This window comes from Bosea sp. F3-2 (assembly GCF_008253865.1).
In the GTDB taxonomy this organism is placed as follows: Bacteria; Pseudomonadota; Alphaproteobacteria; order Rhizobiales; family Beijerinckiaceae; genus Allobosea.
This window is the reverse complement of the sequence record NZ_CP042331.1, coordinates 4,454,704-4,469,962: the sequence shown is the minus strand read 5'-3', so window position 1 is coordinate 4,469,962 and position 15,259 is coordinate 4,454,704. Positions and strand designations below refer to the sequence as shown.

At 67.1% G+C, this 15,259-nt stretch carries 15 protein-coding genes; 11 read left to right on the top strand and 4 right to left on the bottom strand.

From position 1 onward, the window contains the following. Positions 1 to 92 precede the first annotated feature (92 nt). The 7 genes from FQV39_RS20635 (at position 93) to FQV39_RS20605 (ending at position 6,780) form a co-directional block, all read left to right on the top strand. Positions 93 to 1,619, top strand: coding sequence for a xylulokinase (locus tag FQV39_RS20635; protein ID WP_248313091.1), 1,527 nt, complete (start codon positions 93 to 95; stop codon positions 1,617 to 1,619). Positions 1,620 to 1,631: 12 nt separating this feature from the next. Continuing rightward, positions 1,632 to 2,444 (top strand): SDR family NAD(P)-dependent oxidoreductase, encoded by an 813-nt coding sequence (locus FQV39_RS20630; protein ID WP_149131995.1) that lies wholly within the window; start codon positions 1,632 to 1,634, stop codon positions 2,442 to 2,444. Between the two features lies 1 nt (position 2,445). Next, the gene (locus FQV39_RS20625) at positions 2,446 to 3,402 is read left to right on the top strand and encodes an ABC transporter permease (protein ID WP_248313090.1); all 957 of its coding nucleotides are present in this window, start codon (positions 2,446 to 2,448) and stop codon (positions 3,400 to 3,402) included. Positions 3,403 to 3,440: 38 nt separating this feature from the next. Next, positions 3,441 to 4,385 (top strand): sugar ABC transporter substrate-binding protein, encoded by a 945-nt coding sequence (locus FQV39_RS20620; protein WP_149131994.1) that lies wholly within the window; start codon positions 3,441 to 3,443, stop codon positions 4,383 to 4,385. A 163-nt stretch (positions 4,386 to 4,548) separates the two neighbouring features. Further along, positions 4,549 to 5,313, top strand: a complete 765-nt coding sequence (locus FQV39_RS20615; RefSeq protein ID WP_149131993.1) for an ATP-binding cassette domain-containing protein — start codon at positions 4,549 to 4,551, stop codon at positions 5,311 to 5,313. A gap of 4 nt (positions 5,314 to 5,317) precedes the next feature. Next, positions 5,318 to 6,247: a nucleoside hydrolase gene (locus tag FQV39_RS20610; RefSeq protein ID WP_149131992.1), complete on the top strand. Its 930-nt coding sequence runs from the start codon at positions 5,318 to 5,320 to the stop codon at positions 6,245 to 6,247. A gap of 11 nt (positions 6,248 to 6,258) precedes the next feature. Continuing rightward, complete coding sequence (locus FQV39_RS20605; RefSeq protein WP_149131991.1) at positions 6,259 to 6,780, top strand: hypothetical protein; 522 nt, start codon at positions 6,259 to 6,261, stop codon at positions 6,778 to 6,780. A gap of 121 nt (positions 6,781 to 6,901) precedes the next feature. On the opposite strand, the gene FQV39_RS20600 is transcribed toward FQV39_RS20605, so the two are convergent. Then, complete coding sequence (locus FQV39_RS20600) at positions 6,902 to 8,722, bottom strand: ABC transporter ATP-binding protein (protein WP_149131990.1); 1,821 nt, start codon at positions 8,720 to 8,722, stop codon at positions 6,902 to 6,904. Between the two features lie 120 nt (positions 8,723 to 8,842). Between FQV39_RS20600 and FQV39_RS20595 the strand changes: the two genes are divergently transcribed. After that, entirely contained in the window at positions 8,843 to 9,979 is a 1,137-nt protein-coding gene (locus FQV39_RS20595; RefSeq protein WP_149131989.1) for a DSD1 family PLP-dependent enzyme, read from the top strand. Positions 9,980 to 9,985: 6 nt separating this feature from the next. Further along, positions 9,986 to 10,762, top strand: a complete 777-nt coding sequence (locus FQV39_RS20590; RefSeq protein WP_149131988.1) for a hypothetical protein — start codon at positions 9,986 to 9,988, stop codon at positions 10,760 to 10,762. Positions 10,763 to 10,937: 175 nt separating this feature from the next. On the opposite strand, the gene obgE is transcribed toward FQV39_RS20590, so the two are convergent. Next, on the bottom strand, positions 10,938 to 11,981 hold the full coding sequence (gene obgE / locus FQV39_RS20585; protein ID WP_149131987.1) for a GTPase ObgE: 1,044 nt from the start codon (positions 11,979 to 11,981) through the stop codon (positions 10,938 to 10,940). A 147-nt stretch (positions 11,982 to 12,128) separates the two neighbouring features. Continuing rightward, positions 12,129 to 12,995 carry a LysR family transcriptional regulator gene (locus tag FQV39_RS20580; protein ID WP_149131986.1) on the bottom strand — a complete coding sequence of 289 codons (867 nt, stop codon included), beginning with the start codon at positions 12,993 to 12,995 and terminating at the stop codon, positions 12,129 to 12,131. A 166-nt stretch (positions 12,996 to 13,161) separates the two neighbouring features. On the opposite strand from FQV39_RS20580, the gene FQV39_RS20575 reads away from it, so the two are divergent. Then, positions 13,162 to 14,064: a DMT family transporter gene (locus tag FQV39_RS20575; protein ID WP_149131985.1), complete on the top strand. Its 903-nt coding sequence runs from the start codon at positions 13,162 to 13,164 to the stop codon at positions 14,062 to 14,064. A gap of 9 nt (positions 14,065 to 14,073) precedes the next feature. Here FQV39_RS20575 and FQV39_RS20570 read toward each other — a convergent pair whose 3' ends face one another. Next, positions 14,074 to 14,637: a dihydrofolate reductase family protein gene (locus FQV39_RS20570; RefSeq protein ID WP_149131984.1), complete on the bottom strand. Its 564-nt coding sequence runs from the start codon at positions 14,635 to 14,637 to the stop codon at positions 14,074 to 14,076. Between the two features lie 100 nt (positions 14,638 to 14,737). Here FQV39_RS20570 and FQV39_RS20565 point away from each other — a divergent pair, with 100 nt between their 5' ends. Then, positions 14,738 to 15,241 (top strand): winged helix-turn-helix transcriptional regulator, encoded by a 504-nt coding sequence (locus tag FQV39_RS20565; protein ID WP_149131983.1) that lies wholly within the window; start codon positions 14,738 to 14,740, stop codon positions 15,239 to 15,241. Positions 15,242 to 15,259 lie beyond the last annotated feature (18 nt).

The window sequence follows — 15,259 nt, the reverse complement described above, 5'->3', positions numbered from 1 at the left end:
GAATCCATCGTAGAGCGTCGAGCCTTGTGATGGATTCCGGATCGGCGCCGCTAAAGCGGCTTGTCCGGAATGACGAGTGTGTTTCTATCCAAATGCAGCAGATAAGCGTCGTCCTCGCCTGCGATCTCGGCGGCAGCAGCTTTCGTGCGGCGCTGATCGACCGGCACGGCGTCACCCGCGCCGAGCAGGCCGTTGCCGGACCGGTCCTGAGCGATCACCTTGACCGCTCGGAGATCGGGGCGGATGCCTGGTGGACGCTGCTGCGCGAGGCTGCGGACAAACTCGCGCTCGATGCGCCGGACCTGTTTGCGAACATCGAAGGCATCGCGATCTGCGGCGTGACGCGCACGCAGGTCTTCCTGGACCATGACGGCCGCGAGCTTCGTCCGGCCCTGACCTGGAAGGATGCACGCTCCGACGCGGTCGCCACGCGGCTTCGGGAGGCGTTGGGAGGCCATCCGGAAGCCGGCCGCATCAACGCCTTCCATCCGCTCGCGCGCCTCGCCTGGCTCGCGGAAGCAGAGCCGGAGAACTTTCGCGCCCTCGCCCGCGTGCTCGAACCGAAGGACTATCTGAATTTCCGCCTGACAGGCCGGGTCGCAAGCGATCCAGTCTCGATGGCGCGGCTGATCGCCTGCGCGGAAAAGCATAACGGGGACTCGGCTCTCGCCAGCATCGGCCTTTTGCCGGCCATCATCCCGACGATCCTCGAACCCTGCGATGCCGTTGAGGCCGTGCGCGCCGGCCTGCCAAAGCCATTCGATCGGCTTGCCGGCATTCCGGTCTTCTGCGGCTGCAACGACACCTGGGCGGCCGTAGCAGGGCTCGGCGCATTGCGCGCGGGCTATGCCTACAACATTTCCGGCACCACCGAAGTGCTCGGTGTGCTCGGTCCGAAACAGGCTGAGGCCGAGGGCCTCATCTCCGTCGACTGGCGCGGCCTCTGGCATCTCGGTGGTCCCAGCCAGAACGGCGCCGATACCGCTGCCTGGCTGGTCGACCTGCTCGGCGGTTCGGACAGCGTCAGCGACAGCATCGATCGCCTGCTCGCCGGCCAACGCCACCCCCAACCCCTGATCTTCCTGCCCTATCTCCAGGGCGAACGCGTACCCTACTGGAACCCGAACCTGCGCGGCGCCTTCCTGGGCCTCGGCCGCCAGCACGGCCCGACTGACCTCGCCTATGCCGTGCTGGAAGGCGTCGCCTGCCAAAATCGCCTGGTGCTGGAGCGGGCAGAAGCGGCGCTCGGTAGCCGCGTCGGCGAGATCCGTTTCGGCGGCGGCGCGGCGGCCAATCCGGCCTGGGCGCAGATCAAGGCTGATCTCTGCGACCGCCCCATCGTGGTCGGCCGCGCAAGGGAGCCCGGTCTGCTGGGCGCTGCAATCATCGCCTGGACTGGGCGCGGGCATTTCGCCTCGCTGGAGGCGGCGCAGGATGCGCTGGTCGAGGTGGCCAGCCGCTACGAACCAGATCCCGCCCGGCGTCCCGCCTATGACGCGCTCTACGCCCTCTATCGTCGCAGCGAAGCGGCGCTGGCGCCGATCTCGGCTGACCTAACGGCGCTGGCGCAGACCTCGGCTGCGTTGCCCGGCCTCGCCAACCCGCAACCGACTCCCTAAGAACGCTTCGCCATGCCGACGCCAGCAGCCATGAAGACCCCGAAGGAAAGAGCTCCCGTCACGCTCCTGACCGGAGCCTCGGGAGGCATCGTCGGCGCGCTTGCGGTGACGCTCGCTCGCGCCGGACACAGGCTGGTGCTCTCAGGTCTCGACCAGCTCGGCCTTGATGCGGTAGCGGCGGAGGTCACGGCGGCCGGCGGCGAAGCGGTAACGTTCGCCGGCGATGTCCGCGAGCGCGATCTCGCCCAGGCTCTCGCCGATCTGGCCGTGTCTCGCTTCGGCCGTCTCGACCATCTCGTCACCGGCGCCGGGGCTTCGCGGCCGGTTCCCATGGTCGAGATGGAAGATGACGAATGGGACAAGCTGGTCGACGTCAATCTCTCGGCCGTGTTCCGCATCTCGAAGGCCGCCGCGCGCCAGATGATCGCCCAGGGCGACGGCGGCGCGATCGTCCATATCTCCTCGATCGCCCATAGCAATGGCGGCGCCAATCTCGCCTATGGCGCGGCCAAGGGCGGCGTCGCGACCCTGACCTACGGCATGGCCCAGCAGCTCGGCCGGCACGGCATCCGCGTCAATGCGGTTGCGCCCGGCATCATCGATACGCCAATGGTGAGGAACGGATTCGCGCAGCAATTCAATGCGCTGGTCGAGGGTGCGGCGGTCCGCACGCCATTGGGGAGGCTGGGACGGCCCGAGGATGTCGCCAACGTGATCGCATTCCTGCTTTCGGATGGCGCCGCTTTCGTCACCGGCGCCCTGATCCCGATCACCGGCGGCATCGAGATCCTCTCGCCGATCTCCACCATCGCCAAGGGAGCCTGAGTTGGGCCGCATCGACCCGCGCGAAGTGATCGGGCATTACGGCACGGCGATCGCCGGGCTGGCGCTGATACTCTTCTTCCTGATCTTCGCACCGAACTTCGCTAGCACCACCAACATCATCAACGTGCTGAAGGATACGAGCTTCCTCGCCATCCTGGCACTCGGCTTCGCACTCGCCTTCACCGTGGCGGAACTCGACCTCTCCGTCGCGGAAATGGCCAGCCTCGCCGCCGTCGTCTGCGGTTGGCTGGTGCAGCTGCAATATCCGCCGGCCGTCGCGGTGGCGGCGGCGCTCGGGGTCGGCCTCGTGCTCGGCTCGCTCAACGGCTACGGCGTCACGGTGCTGCGTATCCCCTCGCTGATCATGACGCTCGGCACCGCCGCCATCGCCAAGGGCCTCGCCTTCATGATCACCCAGGGCGTCGCCTTCGTCGGGCGCTGGCCGGTCGGCTTCACCGGGCTCGCCCGCGGCTACACTTTCGGCATTCCCAATCTGGTGCTCTGGATGGCCGGCGCCACGCTCTTCGCCTGGGGCCTGGTCAAATGGACCAGGACCGGCGCCCATATGGTCGCGACCGGCGAAGCCGACGAAGCCGCGCGGCTCGCCGGCATCGCCACGGCCCGGATGAAGCGCATCGGCCTGCTGCTCGCCGGCGTCTTTGCCAGCATCATGGCCGTGCTGCTCGCCGCCAACCTGTCATCGGCCGCGCCGAACATGGCAGGCGACTATCTGCTCTACGCCATCGCCGCCGTGCTGCTCGGCATGACCATGTTCGAGCCCGGCAAGCCCAACATTCCCGGCACGGTCTTTGCGGCGCTGGTGCTCAAGGTGCTCGGCAACGGCTTGGTGCTGCTCGGCGCGCCCTATTACGTTCAGGACATCGTGCTCGGCGCGATCATCATCGGCTCGGTCGCCTTCTCCGCAAGTGCGATGAAGAAGGCGGCGTTCAAGGTCTAGATTCAACGACGACGATCGGAATGAGGGGAGTGGGTTTCATGTTCGGGTTCCGGAAAATGCTGGTGGCTGCCGCCGCGCTTGTCGCGCTCGGCCAGTCGGCCAGCGCCTTCGAGGTCGGCATCATCGGCTTCCAGTTCTCGTCGGAGACGCATGCGCGCGTCGCCAATGCCGCGGCCGCGGCCGCGAAGGCCAAGGGCTGGAACGTCACGCTGCTGAACTCGGAAGGCGCGCTGCCCAAGCATGCCGAGCAGTTCGACGCGCTGATCGCCAAGAAGGTCGACGCCATCATCATCGCCATGGGCAAGCCGGTCGAGGCCGACGCCCAGTTCAAGGCGGCGAAAGACGCCAAGATCCCGGTCATCACCGTGCAATCGGGTGCGAGCCCGCACGCGCTCTTCGACATCCAGACCAACGAGTACAAGGTCGGCGCCGACGCCGCGCTCTATCTGCTCGGCCAGCTCGGCTACCAGGGCAACATCATCTCGGCCCGCTTCGACCTCAACGTTGCCTCGCGCATCCGCGGCAAGATCCTCGATGCCGTTCTTGCCGAAAACCAGGCGGTGAAGGAACTCGGCAAGTTCTCGATGGCGCGCACCCAGAGCTGGCGCGACGACGTCCGCGCCGGCATGCAGGCGCTGCTGCTGCAGAACCAGGGCAAGATCAACGGCATCTGGGCTTCCTTCGACGGCCAGGCCTACATCATCGACGACCTGCTGCAGGCTCAAGGGGTGAAGAAGGGGCAGATCCCGCTGATCTCGGTCGATGGCGGCAAGGAAAGCTACGAGCGCATCGCCGATCCGAGCTCGACCTTCATGGCGACCGTGGCGATCCCCTTCGAGGAGATGGGCAAGCAGGCGGTCGACGCGATCCAGGCGATCGTCGTCGACAAGAAGCCGAAGGAGAGCATCACGTCGGGCCCATATCTCTTCACCGAAGCCGTGCTGGTCGACAAGAACAACGTCCAGCAGTTCCTGAAGAAGTGAACCTCATTCAGCTCCACCGTCATCCCGGACAAGCTGCGCAGCAGCGCAGATCCGGGATCCATCGAAGGGCGTTGCGCTCTACGATGGATCCCGGCGCTCCGCTGCACTGCGGCCGGGATGACGGCGAGCTTGAATGCAACGGAAAAACTCCTGCGACCCGACCATGACCACCCCCACCCCTCTCCTTTCGCTGCGCGGCATCGGCAAGAGCTACGGCCCGGTCGTCGCCGTGCGCGATGTCGATCTCGATATCTTCCCGGGCGAGGTCGTCGCGCTCTGCGGCGACAACGGCGCCGGCAAGTCGAGCCTGATCAAGGTGATCTCCGGCGCCGAGGAGGCGACGAGCGGCACCATCGGCCTGCGCGGCAAGCCGGTCACCTTCACTTCACCGCATGATGCGCTCGAGAACGGCGTCGCGACGATCTATCAGGACCTTGCGCTCGCTCCGCGCCTCTCCATCGCCCAGAACGTCTTCATGGGCTCGGAGCTGACGAAGCCCGTCCTGCTGCCCTTCCTGCGCATCCTCGACAAGAAGAGGATGATCGCGGAATCGCAGCGCTACCTCTCACAGCTCTCCGCCGCCGTCTCCGACATGACGCGCCCAGTCGAGCGGCTCTCGGGCGGCCAGCGCCAGGCGGTCGCGATCTCCCGCGCCCTGCGCTGGAACGCCGAGATCATCATCATGGATGAGCCGACCGCCGCGCTCGGCGTCAAGGAGAGCGCGCTCGTCCTCGACCTCATCCGAAAGCTCAAGGCCGATGGGCGCACCGTCATCCTGATCAGCCACAACATGCGCGACGTGGTGGCGCTGGCCGACCGCGTCGTGATCATGGGCGCCGGCCGCAAATACGTCGACCGCCCGCTCGGCGACCTCAGCGCCGACGATATCGCCCATATGATCATGGCCGGTAACGCCAAGGCGGCCTGATCCGATGCGCGAGCCGATCGTCATCGACACCGATCCGGGACAGGACGACGCCGTTGCCCTGCTGCTCGCCTTCGCCAGCGCCGAGCGGCTCGATCTCAGGGCGATCACCACGGTCGCCGGCAACGTGCCGGTCGCACAGACCACGGCGAATGCGCTGCGTATCCGCGATCTTGCTGGTCGCGGTGATATTCCCGTCCATTCCGGCGCCGAGGGACCGCTCGTCATCGCGCTCGAAACCGCCGAATTCGTCTGCGGACCGGATGGACTTGCCGGCGCCGATCTTCCCGCCCCCGCGAGCGAAGCTGCGCCTGGCCACGCGGTGCAGGCGATCATCGACATCTGCCGCGCTGCACCGGACGCTAGCATCACGCTCTGTCCGCTCGGCCCGCTGACCAATCTCGCGCTCGCCTTCCGGCTCGCGCCGGACATCCTGCCGAAGGTGAAGCGCGTCGTGCTGATGGGCGGCGCCATCGGGCTCGGCAACATCACCCCGGCCGCCGAATTCAACGCCTATGTCGATCCGCACGCGGCGGCGGTGGTCTTCGGGTGCAGCCGGCCCATCGTGATGTTCGGTCTTGGCGTCACGCTGCAGGCCATCGCCCGACATGAACAGATCGCCCGCATCGGCGCCCTCGGCAACGCCGCCGGCAAGGCCGTCCATGGCATGCTGACGCGCCCGCGCCCGGGCGGGCTCGGCAGCGACGGGCATCCGATGCACGACCCCTGCGTGGTCGCCTATCTGCTCTGGCCGGAACTCTTCGAGGGGCGCGACTGCTTCGTCACGGTCGAGACCAGCGACGGCCCCTTGCGCGGACGCACCACCATCGACTGGAACGGCCGCCTCAAGCGCGAGCCCAACGCCCACGTCGTCTCGGCCGTGAAGGCCCATGAGCTGTTCGAACGGATGATCGAACGGCTCGCCACCCTGCCCTGAAGGATCGCCCCATGCCGCATTTCGTCGAAGCGCTGCAAAAGGAGGCGGCCGACGCCATCGCGCAGATGCAGGCAGCCGCGCTGCGCGCCCGCCACGCCCATGCCCGCGCCGAGCTGATGCGCCACATGCTGACCACCGCCCGCAAGGTGAAGGACAAGCCGAAGGCCGAGGCTGTCGAAACAGTCGTGCGCGAATGGATGGACGCCTGGAACCTCGGACGCTCCGACTGGCCGCATATCGCCCGCGAGATGGAAGCCTTCACCGAGGCCTTCCACGACTATGCCAATGCGCCGAGCGACGCGCATGATGCGCGGTTGCGCGAGGCCTGTGCGGCGCTCGACGCGGTCCTGGGGAAGGAAGGCACCTCGATCTCCGACCAGATGGCCTATCGCTCGCAATGCGCCCATAGCTGGTGGGAGCTGGTGAGCCCGGTCCCCGAGGACCTACCGGGCCGCAAGCCGCGGCCGTCGATCCCGCCGCTTGAATCCGGCAAACCATTCTGGGAAGCCGGCTGCGCCGCATTCTGCAGATAGTGCGCCGTCATTGCGAGGAGCGAAGCGACGAAGCAATCCAGGGGGACTGGGTGAGACGTTCAACCCAGTCCCCCTGGATTGCTTCGCTGCGCTCGCAATGACGGCGAGCAGCGCGTGGCGATCAGCTCTCCAGAAATTGCATCCGATGCAGTCGGGCATAGGCTCCGTCGCGGGCCAGAAGCTCGTCGTGACTGCCGGTCTCGACGACCTTGCCCTCATCCATCACGACGATCAGATCCGCCTCGCGGATGGTCGAGAGCCGGTGCGCGATGACGATGGTGGTGCGGCCCTTCATCAGCTTCGCCAGCGCCTGCTGGACGAGGCGTTCGGATTCGGTGTCGAGCGCGCTCGTCGCCTCGTCGAGCAGGAGGATCGGCGCGTCCTTCAACATCGCACGGGCGATGGCGATGCGCTGGCGTTCACCGCCCGAGAGCTTGTGGCCACGCTCGCCCACCGAGGCGTCGTAGCCACCCGGCATCGCCATGATGAAGTCATGCGCCGCCGCAGCCTTCGCGGCCGCGACGATGTCTTCCTGTGTTGCTCCAGGGCGGCCGAAAGCAATGTTGGCGCGCACGGTATCGTCGAAAAGCACCACGTCCTGGCTGACGACGCCGATCTGATGGCGCAGGCTCTCGAGCGTGACGCCACGTAGATCTTGCCCGTCGATCTCGATCCGCCCCTCGACCGGATCGTGCAGGCGCGGCACCAATGCGAGCAGCGTCGACTTGCCGGAGCCGGAACGGCCAACCAGCGCGGTCGTCTTTCCGCCACGCGCCAAGAGATCGATGCCCTCCAGCGCGCGCTGGTCCTCGCGATAGCGGAAGCGCAGATGGCGGAAAGCGACCTCGCCGGCCGCCACCGCCAGAGGCTTGGCATTCGGTCGATTGACGATGAGCGGCTTCTCGTCGATCAGCGCGTAATAGCGCTTCAGCGAAGCGCCGGCCTCCTGGACGATGGCGTTGAGGTTGCCGAGAGAGCGCATCGGCTGCGCCGCGAGCAACAGCGCCGAGACATAGCCGGTGAAATCACCGACCGTGGACGCCCCCGAGGTGATGCGCACGCCGATGGCGGCGAGCACACCGGCCACCGCGATGCCGCCACCGACCTCGAGCAGCGGGTCGAGCCGGCCCCGCGCGTTGGCTGCCTTGACCTTCAGCGTCCGGATCGTCTCGAAGGCGCTGGTCGCGCGCTGTTTCAGATAGGGCTCCAGCGAATCCGTCTTGGCGACGCGGGCCCCCTGCAGGCTCTCGGTGACGAGGCTCGCCATGATGCCGGTCTGTTCCTGCTGCGAGCTCGCCATACGCCGCAGCTTGCGGCCGATCCGGCCGATCGGGTGCGCAATGATCGGAGCGATCAGCACCACCACCAGCGTCATCTTCCAATCGATCCAGAACAGCGCGCCGACGAGCGCGATCGCCGTCACCACGTCGCGGATCGCGATGTTGACGATGCGCGTCAGCGCCTCCTTGACGAAGGTGAAGTCGGTGGTGAAGCGCTGGGTGAGCGAAGCGGGGTTCTCCTTCTGGAGCTGCGCGAGGTCGGCATCGATCAGGTGGCCGTAGAGCGCCGTCTGCATGTCCGCCTCGATTCGGCTGACGACCTTGTTGGTCATCACCGTCTGGGTGAGCAGCGAGAAGCCCTTGATTGCGGTGACGATCACCACGACCACTGCCACGGCGTTCACCACGCCGATCTCGTAGCCGATCGACTTCGAGACCAGCCGCTCCATGCGGCGCACGAAACCCGTCGATTCGGCCGTCAGCGGATCGGCGAAGGCATCGAAGGCCGCCTTGATCAGCAGTGGATAAAAGCTCGTCGTCGCGGCGATGACCACCACGAGGCCGAGAATCATCAGCATCTGCGGCAGGTAGGATTTGATCTGCTCGCGCCAGACGCGGGCGAAGAGCGCGAGGGTATCGTCGGTGACGCGGCCGATCTTCATGGGCCGCGCCTATCACGGCAGAACGGCAAGCGCCACTGGTGCATGCCACGGTGAAGGCGAAGGGCCTTGCTCCGGACACGAAGCTGTCCTCCCATGGCCACAACCGATTCAGGAGACTCCATGCCCCTATCGCCGCCGGCCCAGCCCGGCCAAAGCCTCGCCGAGATCGAGACCCCCGCTCTCGTGCTCGATCTCGATGCCTTCGAACGCAACCTTGTCGCCATGGCGGCCTTCACCCAGGCCCATGGCGTCAGGCTGCGGCCCCATGCCAAGACCCATAAGAGCCCGGAGATCGCCTTGCGGCAGATCGCCAACGGGGCCGTGGGTCAGTGCTGCCAGAAGGTTGCGGAGGCCGAGATCCTGGTCGCTGGCGGCGTCGGCGACGTGCTGGTGACCAACGAGATCGCGAGCCCCGCCAAGCTCGACCGGCTGGCACGGCTTGCCCGCAGCGCCCGCATCGGCCTCTGCGTCGACCATCCCGACGGCGTGCGCGACGCGGCCGAGGCTGCAGCGCGCAACGACGTCGTGCTCGATGTCCTCGTCGAGATCGATGTCGGCGGGCGGCGCTGCGGCGTGGCGCCGGGCGAAGGCGCCGTCAGGCTGGCTGAGGCGATTGCCCGTTCCAATACGCTGCGCTTCGCCGGGCTGCAGGCCTATCACGGCTCCGCCCAGCACATGCGCTCGATCGACGAACGGCGCGAGGCGATCGAGCGCGCTGGCCTCGCCGCGCGCAACACCGCCGAGCGCCTCGCCCATGCCGGGCTGCCCTGCGAGATCATCAGCGGTGCCGGCACCGGCACCTACGAGCTGGAGACGCAATCCGGCATCTGGAACGAGATCCAGGCCGGCTCCTACATCTTCATGGACGCCGATTACGCCCGCAATCGCCAGGCCGACGGCACGCCCTTCCGCAGCTTCGAGCATGCGCTCTTCGTCCTCGCCGGCGTAATGAGCAAACCGGTGCCGGATCGCGCCATCGTCGATGCCGGCCACAAGGCTGTCGCCATCGATTCGGGCATGCCGGTTCCGTTCCGACGCGACGGGGCGATCTACACCAAGCCCTCGGACGAGCACGGCATCCTGACCGGCGAACCGATCGCGCTGCCGCATCGCGGCGACCGCCTGCTGCTGATCCCCGGCCATTGCGACCCGACGGTCAATCTGCACGACTGGTATGTCTGCGTGCGCGGCCTGCACGGGCCGGACGCCCATGTCGAAGCCGTCTGGCCCGTCGCGGCGCGCGGTGCGCTGACCTGAGCCTCGATGCTGGCGGAACTGGCCTTGCGGCTGGCGACGCCGGCCTCGCGCATGACCCGCAAGCTCGGACTCGTCGGCGAGAGCGTCGCGCTCTGGTCACGCGGCGTGAGGCAGCGCCGCGCATGGGCCGAGCATCATGCCCGCTGCCGGAACATCGTCGCGCAGGCCATCGCCGAGCTGCCGCAACGGCGGACTGCCGTGATCCTCGGTTCCGGGCTTTTGCGCGACATTCCACTCGGCCTGCTCGCGGCCAATTTCGAGCGCGTGCTGCTGGTCGATGCCGTGCATCTGCCGCAAGTCCGGCTCCGCATGCACTTCCGCCGCAACGTCGCGATGCTCTCGCGCGATCTCACCGGCGTGATGGGCTGGCTCGCGGGTGAAAGGGACGGCCGAACCGATCCGCTGGCCGATCTCACCGCCGATCCGGCAATCGACCTCGTGGTCTCGGCCAATCTGCTCTCCCAGCTCGCCTGGCCGATCGAGGACTGGCTCGTCGATCATCCGGCCGAAGCTGCGAAACTGCCTGCGGATCTGCCGGCGCGCTGCATCGCCTGGCATCTCGACGATCTCCGGCGTTTCCACGGCCGCGTGGTCTTGCTCAGCGATGTCGAGATGATCGAGCGCGATCGCGGAGGCACGATCACCGACCGGCTCGACCTGATGCGCGGCGTCGCGCTGCCCAAACCGGACGAGGGCTGGGACTGGCCGGTCGCGCCCTTCGGTGAAGCCGAGCGCGATCGCGAGAGCATTCACCGCGTCGGCGCCTGGAGGGATTTCCGCTAAGAGGCACGCCGTCATCCTGGGCTTGACCCGGGATCCATCCTAGATCGCCGCGCGTCCTATCGGACGCGGTAACGGCGATCTATGTATATGTTATCGCGCCGGAGCCTTACGATGGATCCCGGAGCGGCGCCGCTGACGCGGCTTGTCCGGGATGACGAAGTGGTTCAGTGGAAATTCACGGCCGCCAGCCGGCCTCAGCAGCCGGAGCGTTCTCGCGCTCCTCTTCGCGCCGGGCTTCCTCGACCACGGCGAAAAGCGCCCTGAGCGCCACATCGACCCCTTCGCCCGAGGCGGAGGAGAGGATGATCGGCATGCGCTTCGCCGCCCGCTTCAGCCGCGCGACCTGCTCCTTCAGCACTTCCGGCGTCAGCGCATCAACCTTGGAGAGCGCGACGATTTCCGGCTTCTCGGCCAGCCCCTCGCCATAGGCCTCCAGTTCCTCGCGGACCGTCTTATAGGCCTTGCCGGCATGCTCGCTCGTGCCCTCGACCAGATGCAGCAGCACCCGACAGCGCTCGATATGGCCGAGGAAGCGGTCGCCGAGGCCGTGGCCCTCATGCGCGCCCTCGATCAGCCCGGGAATATCGGCCAGCACCATCTCGCGCCCGTCGACACGCACGACGCCGAGGCCAGGATGCAGCGTGGTGAAGGGATAATCCGCGATCTTGGGCTTCGCCGCCGTGACCGTCGCCAGGAAGGTCGACTTGCCGGCATTGGGCAGGCCGACGAGCCCGGCATCGGCGATCAACTTCAGCCGGAGCCAGACCCAGCGCTCCTCGCCCGGCAGGCCGGGATTGGCATGGCGCGGTGCCTGGTTGGTCGCGGTCTTGAAATAGGCGTTGCCGAAGCCACCATTGCCGCCCTTGCACAGTACGAAGCGCTGGCCGGGCTCGGTCAGGTCGGCGATCTTGGTCTCGCCGTCCTCATCGAGGATCTCCGTGCCCGGCGGCACCTTAAGCACGATCGCCGGCGAATTGGCGCCATGGCGGTCCTTGCCCATACCGTGCTCGCCGGTCCGGGCCTTGAAATGCTGCTGGAAGCGGAAATCGATCAGCGTGTTCAGGCCCTGCACGCATTCGACGACGATGTCGCCGCCGCGCCCGCCATCGCCGCCGTTCGGCCCGCCGAACTCGATGAATTTTTCGCGGCGGAAGGAGACGCAGCCCGCGCCGCCGTCACCCGCCTTCACATAGATCTTGGCCTGGTCGAGGAATTTCATGAGATCGGATCGTGTCTGAAACCGGAAACTGAGACAGGCCGTCATCCCGGGCACCACGCGTCAGTGGCGCCGAACCGGGATCCATGCCTGAAGGAAAGAAGTCCCCTTGGCTTTAAGCCCGCTCGCGCTTTTGGGCAATGCGCTGCGTCAGGCCGCGAGCCTCAGCAGGCTCATTTCCTCGCGCAGGGCATCGGCAAAGCGTCGCGCGGCGAGATCAGGACGTGGCGCCATGATCAGCCCGACAGTGAGTTCGAAGAGCGGCGGCAGGCCCTCGGCCGGGCCAATCCGGCGCAGCGAGGGCGGCACCGCGCTCTCGGTGATCGCCGCCACGCAGAAGCCCGCCTCCACCGCCGAGAGCACGCCCGAGGTGTGCGAGCAGGAGAAGACCAGCCGATGCGCCTTGCCGGCCGTGTTGAGCGCAGCGAGGATGCGCGGCCGCGCCCTGCAGCCTTCCGCGAAGAGCGCGAGCGGCAGCGTTTCCTGCAGCTCGGGCCGGTGGCCGCGCGCCGCCACCCAGACCAGCGGTTCCCGGCGCAGCACCTCGCCCATCGGCTTGTTGGGATCCTGCGTGACCACGGCGAGGTCGAACTCGCCGGCCAGCAGCGCGGGCTCGATGCGCTTCGACAGATCGCAGCGCACTTCCAGTTCCACCTTCGGATGTTCGGCGGCGAACCGCGCGATCAGCGGCCGCAAATAGGCGTCCATGTAGTCGTCCGGGATGCCGATGCGCAGCCGGCCCGATGGCGTGTCGCCGGCCAGATCGGCGAGCGCCTCACGCTCGACCGTGAGCAGGCGTCGCGCATGGGCGATCAGCCGCTCGCCGGCATCGGTGGGCGTGACGCCGCGGCGCGAGCGTTCGAGCAGCTTGTGGCCGAGCTGGCTCTCCAGATCCTGGATGCGAACCGAGATCGCCGATTGCGTCCGGCCGAGCCGCGCGCTCGCCGCGGTAAACCCTCCGGTCTCCGCCACGGCCACCAGCATGCCGAGCGCGGCGAGGTCGAAATGGACCGTCATGACGTGCCTCCTTGGAACGCGCAGCGTCGATCGGTTTTAAGAATGGTTAAATCAGAATAATCCGTTTTTCCGATCGAAGGAAGCACCCTATATCGACGCCTGAACGAGGCTGAGCCGGCCGTGCGTCGCGACCGAAGCTGGTCTCACCACCCGCCAGAAACGTGCCATGTCCGCCCCTGCGATACCCGTCCGTCCCGCCTCTCCCGCGCTTGCCATGTTCGTCGCGCTGCTGGCCGGCGCCACCTTCATCGGCTTCTCCGGCATCTTCGTGCGGCTCGCCGATGTCGGTCCGGCCGCGGCCGGCTTCTGGCGCATGCTGTTCGCGCTGCCGGTCCTCGCCGCCTGGACGGCGCTGGAGCAGCGCAAGCCTGTTGGCAACAAGGTTCGCAGCGGCGCCTTTGCAGCAATCGCGCTGGCGGGCCTGACCTTCGGCATCGACGTCACGCTCTTCAATGCCGCGCTCGGCCATACGACGATCGCCAACGCCTCGCTGCTTGGCAATCTCGCTCCCGTCGGTGTCGTGCTCGGCGGCTGGCTGCTGCTCGGCGAGCGCCCGTCGCGTCGCATTCTCGGCGCGCTGATGCTGGCGATCGCCGGCGCGCTGCTGCTCGTCCTGCCGAAATTCACCGGCGGGGCACAGGTCTCGGGCAATCTGCTCGGCGACAGCCTCGCCGTCGGCGCCGCGATGTCCTACGCCAGCTATATCCTCGCAGTGCGCCGCGCCCGCGACCGGGCCGATGCCGGCTATGTCAGCCTCGTCTCCAGCGTCGTCTGCGCTGTGTTCTGCCTCGCGGCGGCGCTGGCACTCGGGGAGGCCGTCATCCCGGCGAGCCTGCAGGGCTGGCTCGCAGTCATCGGCCTCGGCCTCGTCTCCCATGCACTGGGCCAGGGGCTGATCACGCTCTCGCTCGGCAGCTATGGCGCGAGCGCCGCCTCGCTTGTCATGGTCTGGCCGGCGCTGGTCAGCGTGCTCGCCGCCTGGGCCCTCTTCGGCGAGCAGCCGACCCCGGTGCAGGCTTTCGGCGGCGTCGCCATCCTCGCCGCTGTGCTGATGGTCCGGCGCGGCTGAACCGCGGGCCTATGCCGCAGCCTTGACGCCGTAATGCAGGATCACGGTCCCGTTCTTCAGCGGGCGGGCCGCGATCAGCGCGAAGCTGCGCTTCTCCGTTCCTGGCTTGAAGAACGGCGTGCCCTGCCCGATCGTGACCGGCGCGACCGCGAGCATGATCTCGTCGACCAGCCCGGCCGCGAGCAGCGATTCGGTCAGTTCCGCGCTGCCGAAGACATAGATGTCCTTGCCCGGCGCGGCCTTGCGGCTGATGATCTCGCCGGCGATGTCGGCCGTAACCGTGGTGTTGTTCCAGTCCGAGCCGGTGAGACTGCGTGAGGCGACGAGCTTCGGCAGGGCGTTCATGAAGGCCTTGGTCTCGCCCTCCTCCTCGGTCGTCGTCGTCCAGTAGGCCTTCATCCCCTCATAGGTGACGCGGCCGAAGACGAGCAGCCCGGCCTTGCGCCCGAACTCGTTGCTGAGCGCGCTCAGTTCCTCGCCCCAGGCATCGTTGTGGAAGCCGAGATCCCACTTCTCCTTACCTTCGAAGAACCCTTCCAGCGTCACCAGATTCCAGACGATCACCTTGGCCATCTCACCCTCCTGTCATGCTCGACCAAAACCAGTTGTGAATTGCAATCAGTTGATGGGTAACGAAACCGATTTTATATTGCAAGCAGTTTTGGAGACAAGCATGCGCGAGACCGGCCGTTCGGGCTGTCCGATCAATCTGACGCTGGAGATTCTGGGCGATCGCTGGAGCCTGATCGTCCTGCGCGACATCATGTTCGGCAACCGTCGGCACTTTCGCGAGCTGCTCGCGAAATCCGACGAAGGCATCGCCTCCAACATCCTCGCCGACCGGCTGAAGCGGCTGGTTGAGCGCGGATTACTGTCGCGGCGCGACGACGCCAGCCACAAGCAGAAGGCGATCTACAGCCTGACTGAGATGGGCATCGCCCTCGTCCCCGTCTTCGCCGCGATGGGCGACTGGGGCCGCCGCTTCCTGCCGGTGACAGAGGAATTGTCGATCCGGGCCGAGATTCTGGCCGAAGGCGGAGCGGCGCTCTGGGAGCGCTTCATGGAGGAGCTCCGCTTCCTCCATCTCGACGCCCCCCGGCCGGAGCATTCCGTGCTCGACGAGCTGACGCAGGCTTATCAAGGCGCGCTGGCGCGGCGGCAGGCTCTGGCGGGCTAAGACCGCAGGCAGTGGCCA

Excerpts from the sequence above, each read along its gene's own strand:
- FQV39_RS20635 (WP_248313091.1), top strand. The coding sequence starts at position 93 with ATGCAGCAGATAAGCGTCGTCCTCGCCTGCGATCTCGGCGGCAGCAGC.
- FQV39_RS20630 (WP_149131995.1), top strand. The coding sequence starts at position 1,632 with ATGCCGACGCCAGCAGCCATGAAGACCCCGAAGGAAAGAGCTCCCGTC.
- FQV39_RS20620 (WP_149131994.1), top strand. The coding sequence starts at position 3,441 with ATGTTCGGGTTCCGGAAAATGCTGGTGGCTGCCGCCGCGCTTGTCGCG.
- FQV39_RS20615 (WP_149131993.1), top strand. The coding sequence starts at position 4,549 with ATGACCACCCCCACCCCTCTCCTTTCGCTGCGCGGCATCGGCAAGAGC.
- FQV39_RS20610 (WP_149131992.1), top strand. The coding sequence starts at position 5,318 with ATGCGCGAGCCGATCGTCATCGACACCGATCCGGGACAGGACGACGCC.
- FQV39_RS20605 (WP_149131991.1), top strand. The coding sequence starts at position 6,259 with ATGCCGCATTTCGTCGAAGCGCTGCAAAAGGAGGCGGCCGACGCCATC.
- FQV39_RS20600 (WP_149131990.1), bottom strand. The coding sequence starts at position 8,722 with ATGAAGATCGGCCGCGTCACCGACGATACCCTCGCGCTCTTCGCCCGC.
- FQV39_RS20595 (WP_149131989.1), top strand. The coding sequence starts at position 8,843 with ATGCCCCTATCGCCGCCGGCCCAGCCCGGCCAAAGCCTCGCCGAGATC.
- FQV39_RS20590 (WP_149131988.1), top strand. The coding sequence starts at position 9,986 with ATGCTGGCGGAACTGGCCTTGCGGCTGGCGACGCCGGCCTCGCGCATG.
- obgE (WP_149131987.1), bottom strand. The coding sequence starts at position 11,981 with ATGAAATTCCTCGACCAGGCCAAGATCTATGTGAAGGCGGGTGACGGC.
- FQV39_RS20580 (WP_149131986.1), bottom strand. The coding sequence starts at position 12,995 with ATGACGGTCCATTTCGACCTCGCCGCGCTCGGCATGCTGGTGGCCGTG.
- FQV39_RS20575 (WP_149131985.1), top strand. The coding sequence starts at position 13,162 with ATGTCCGCCCCTGCGATACCCGTCCGTCCCGCCTCTCCCGCGCTTGCC.
- FQV39_RS20570 (WP_149131984.1), bottom strand. The coding sequence starts at position 14,637 with ATGGCCAAGGTGATCGTCTGGAATCTGGTGACGCTGGAAGGGTTCTTC.
- FQV39_RS20565 (WP_149131983.1), top strand. The coding sequence starts at position 14,738 with ATGCGCGAGACCGGCCGTTCGGGCTGTCCGATCAATCTGACGCTGGAG.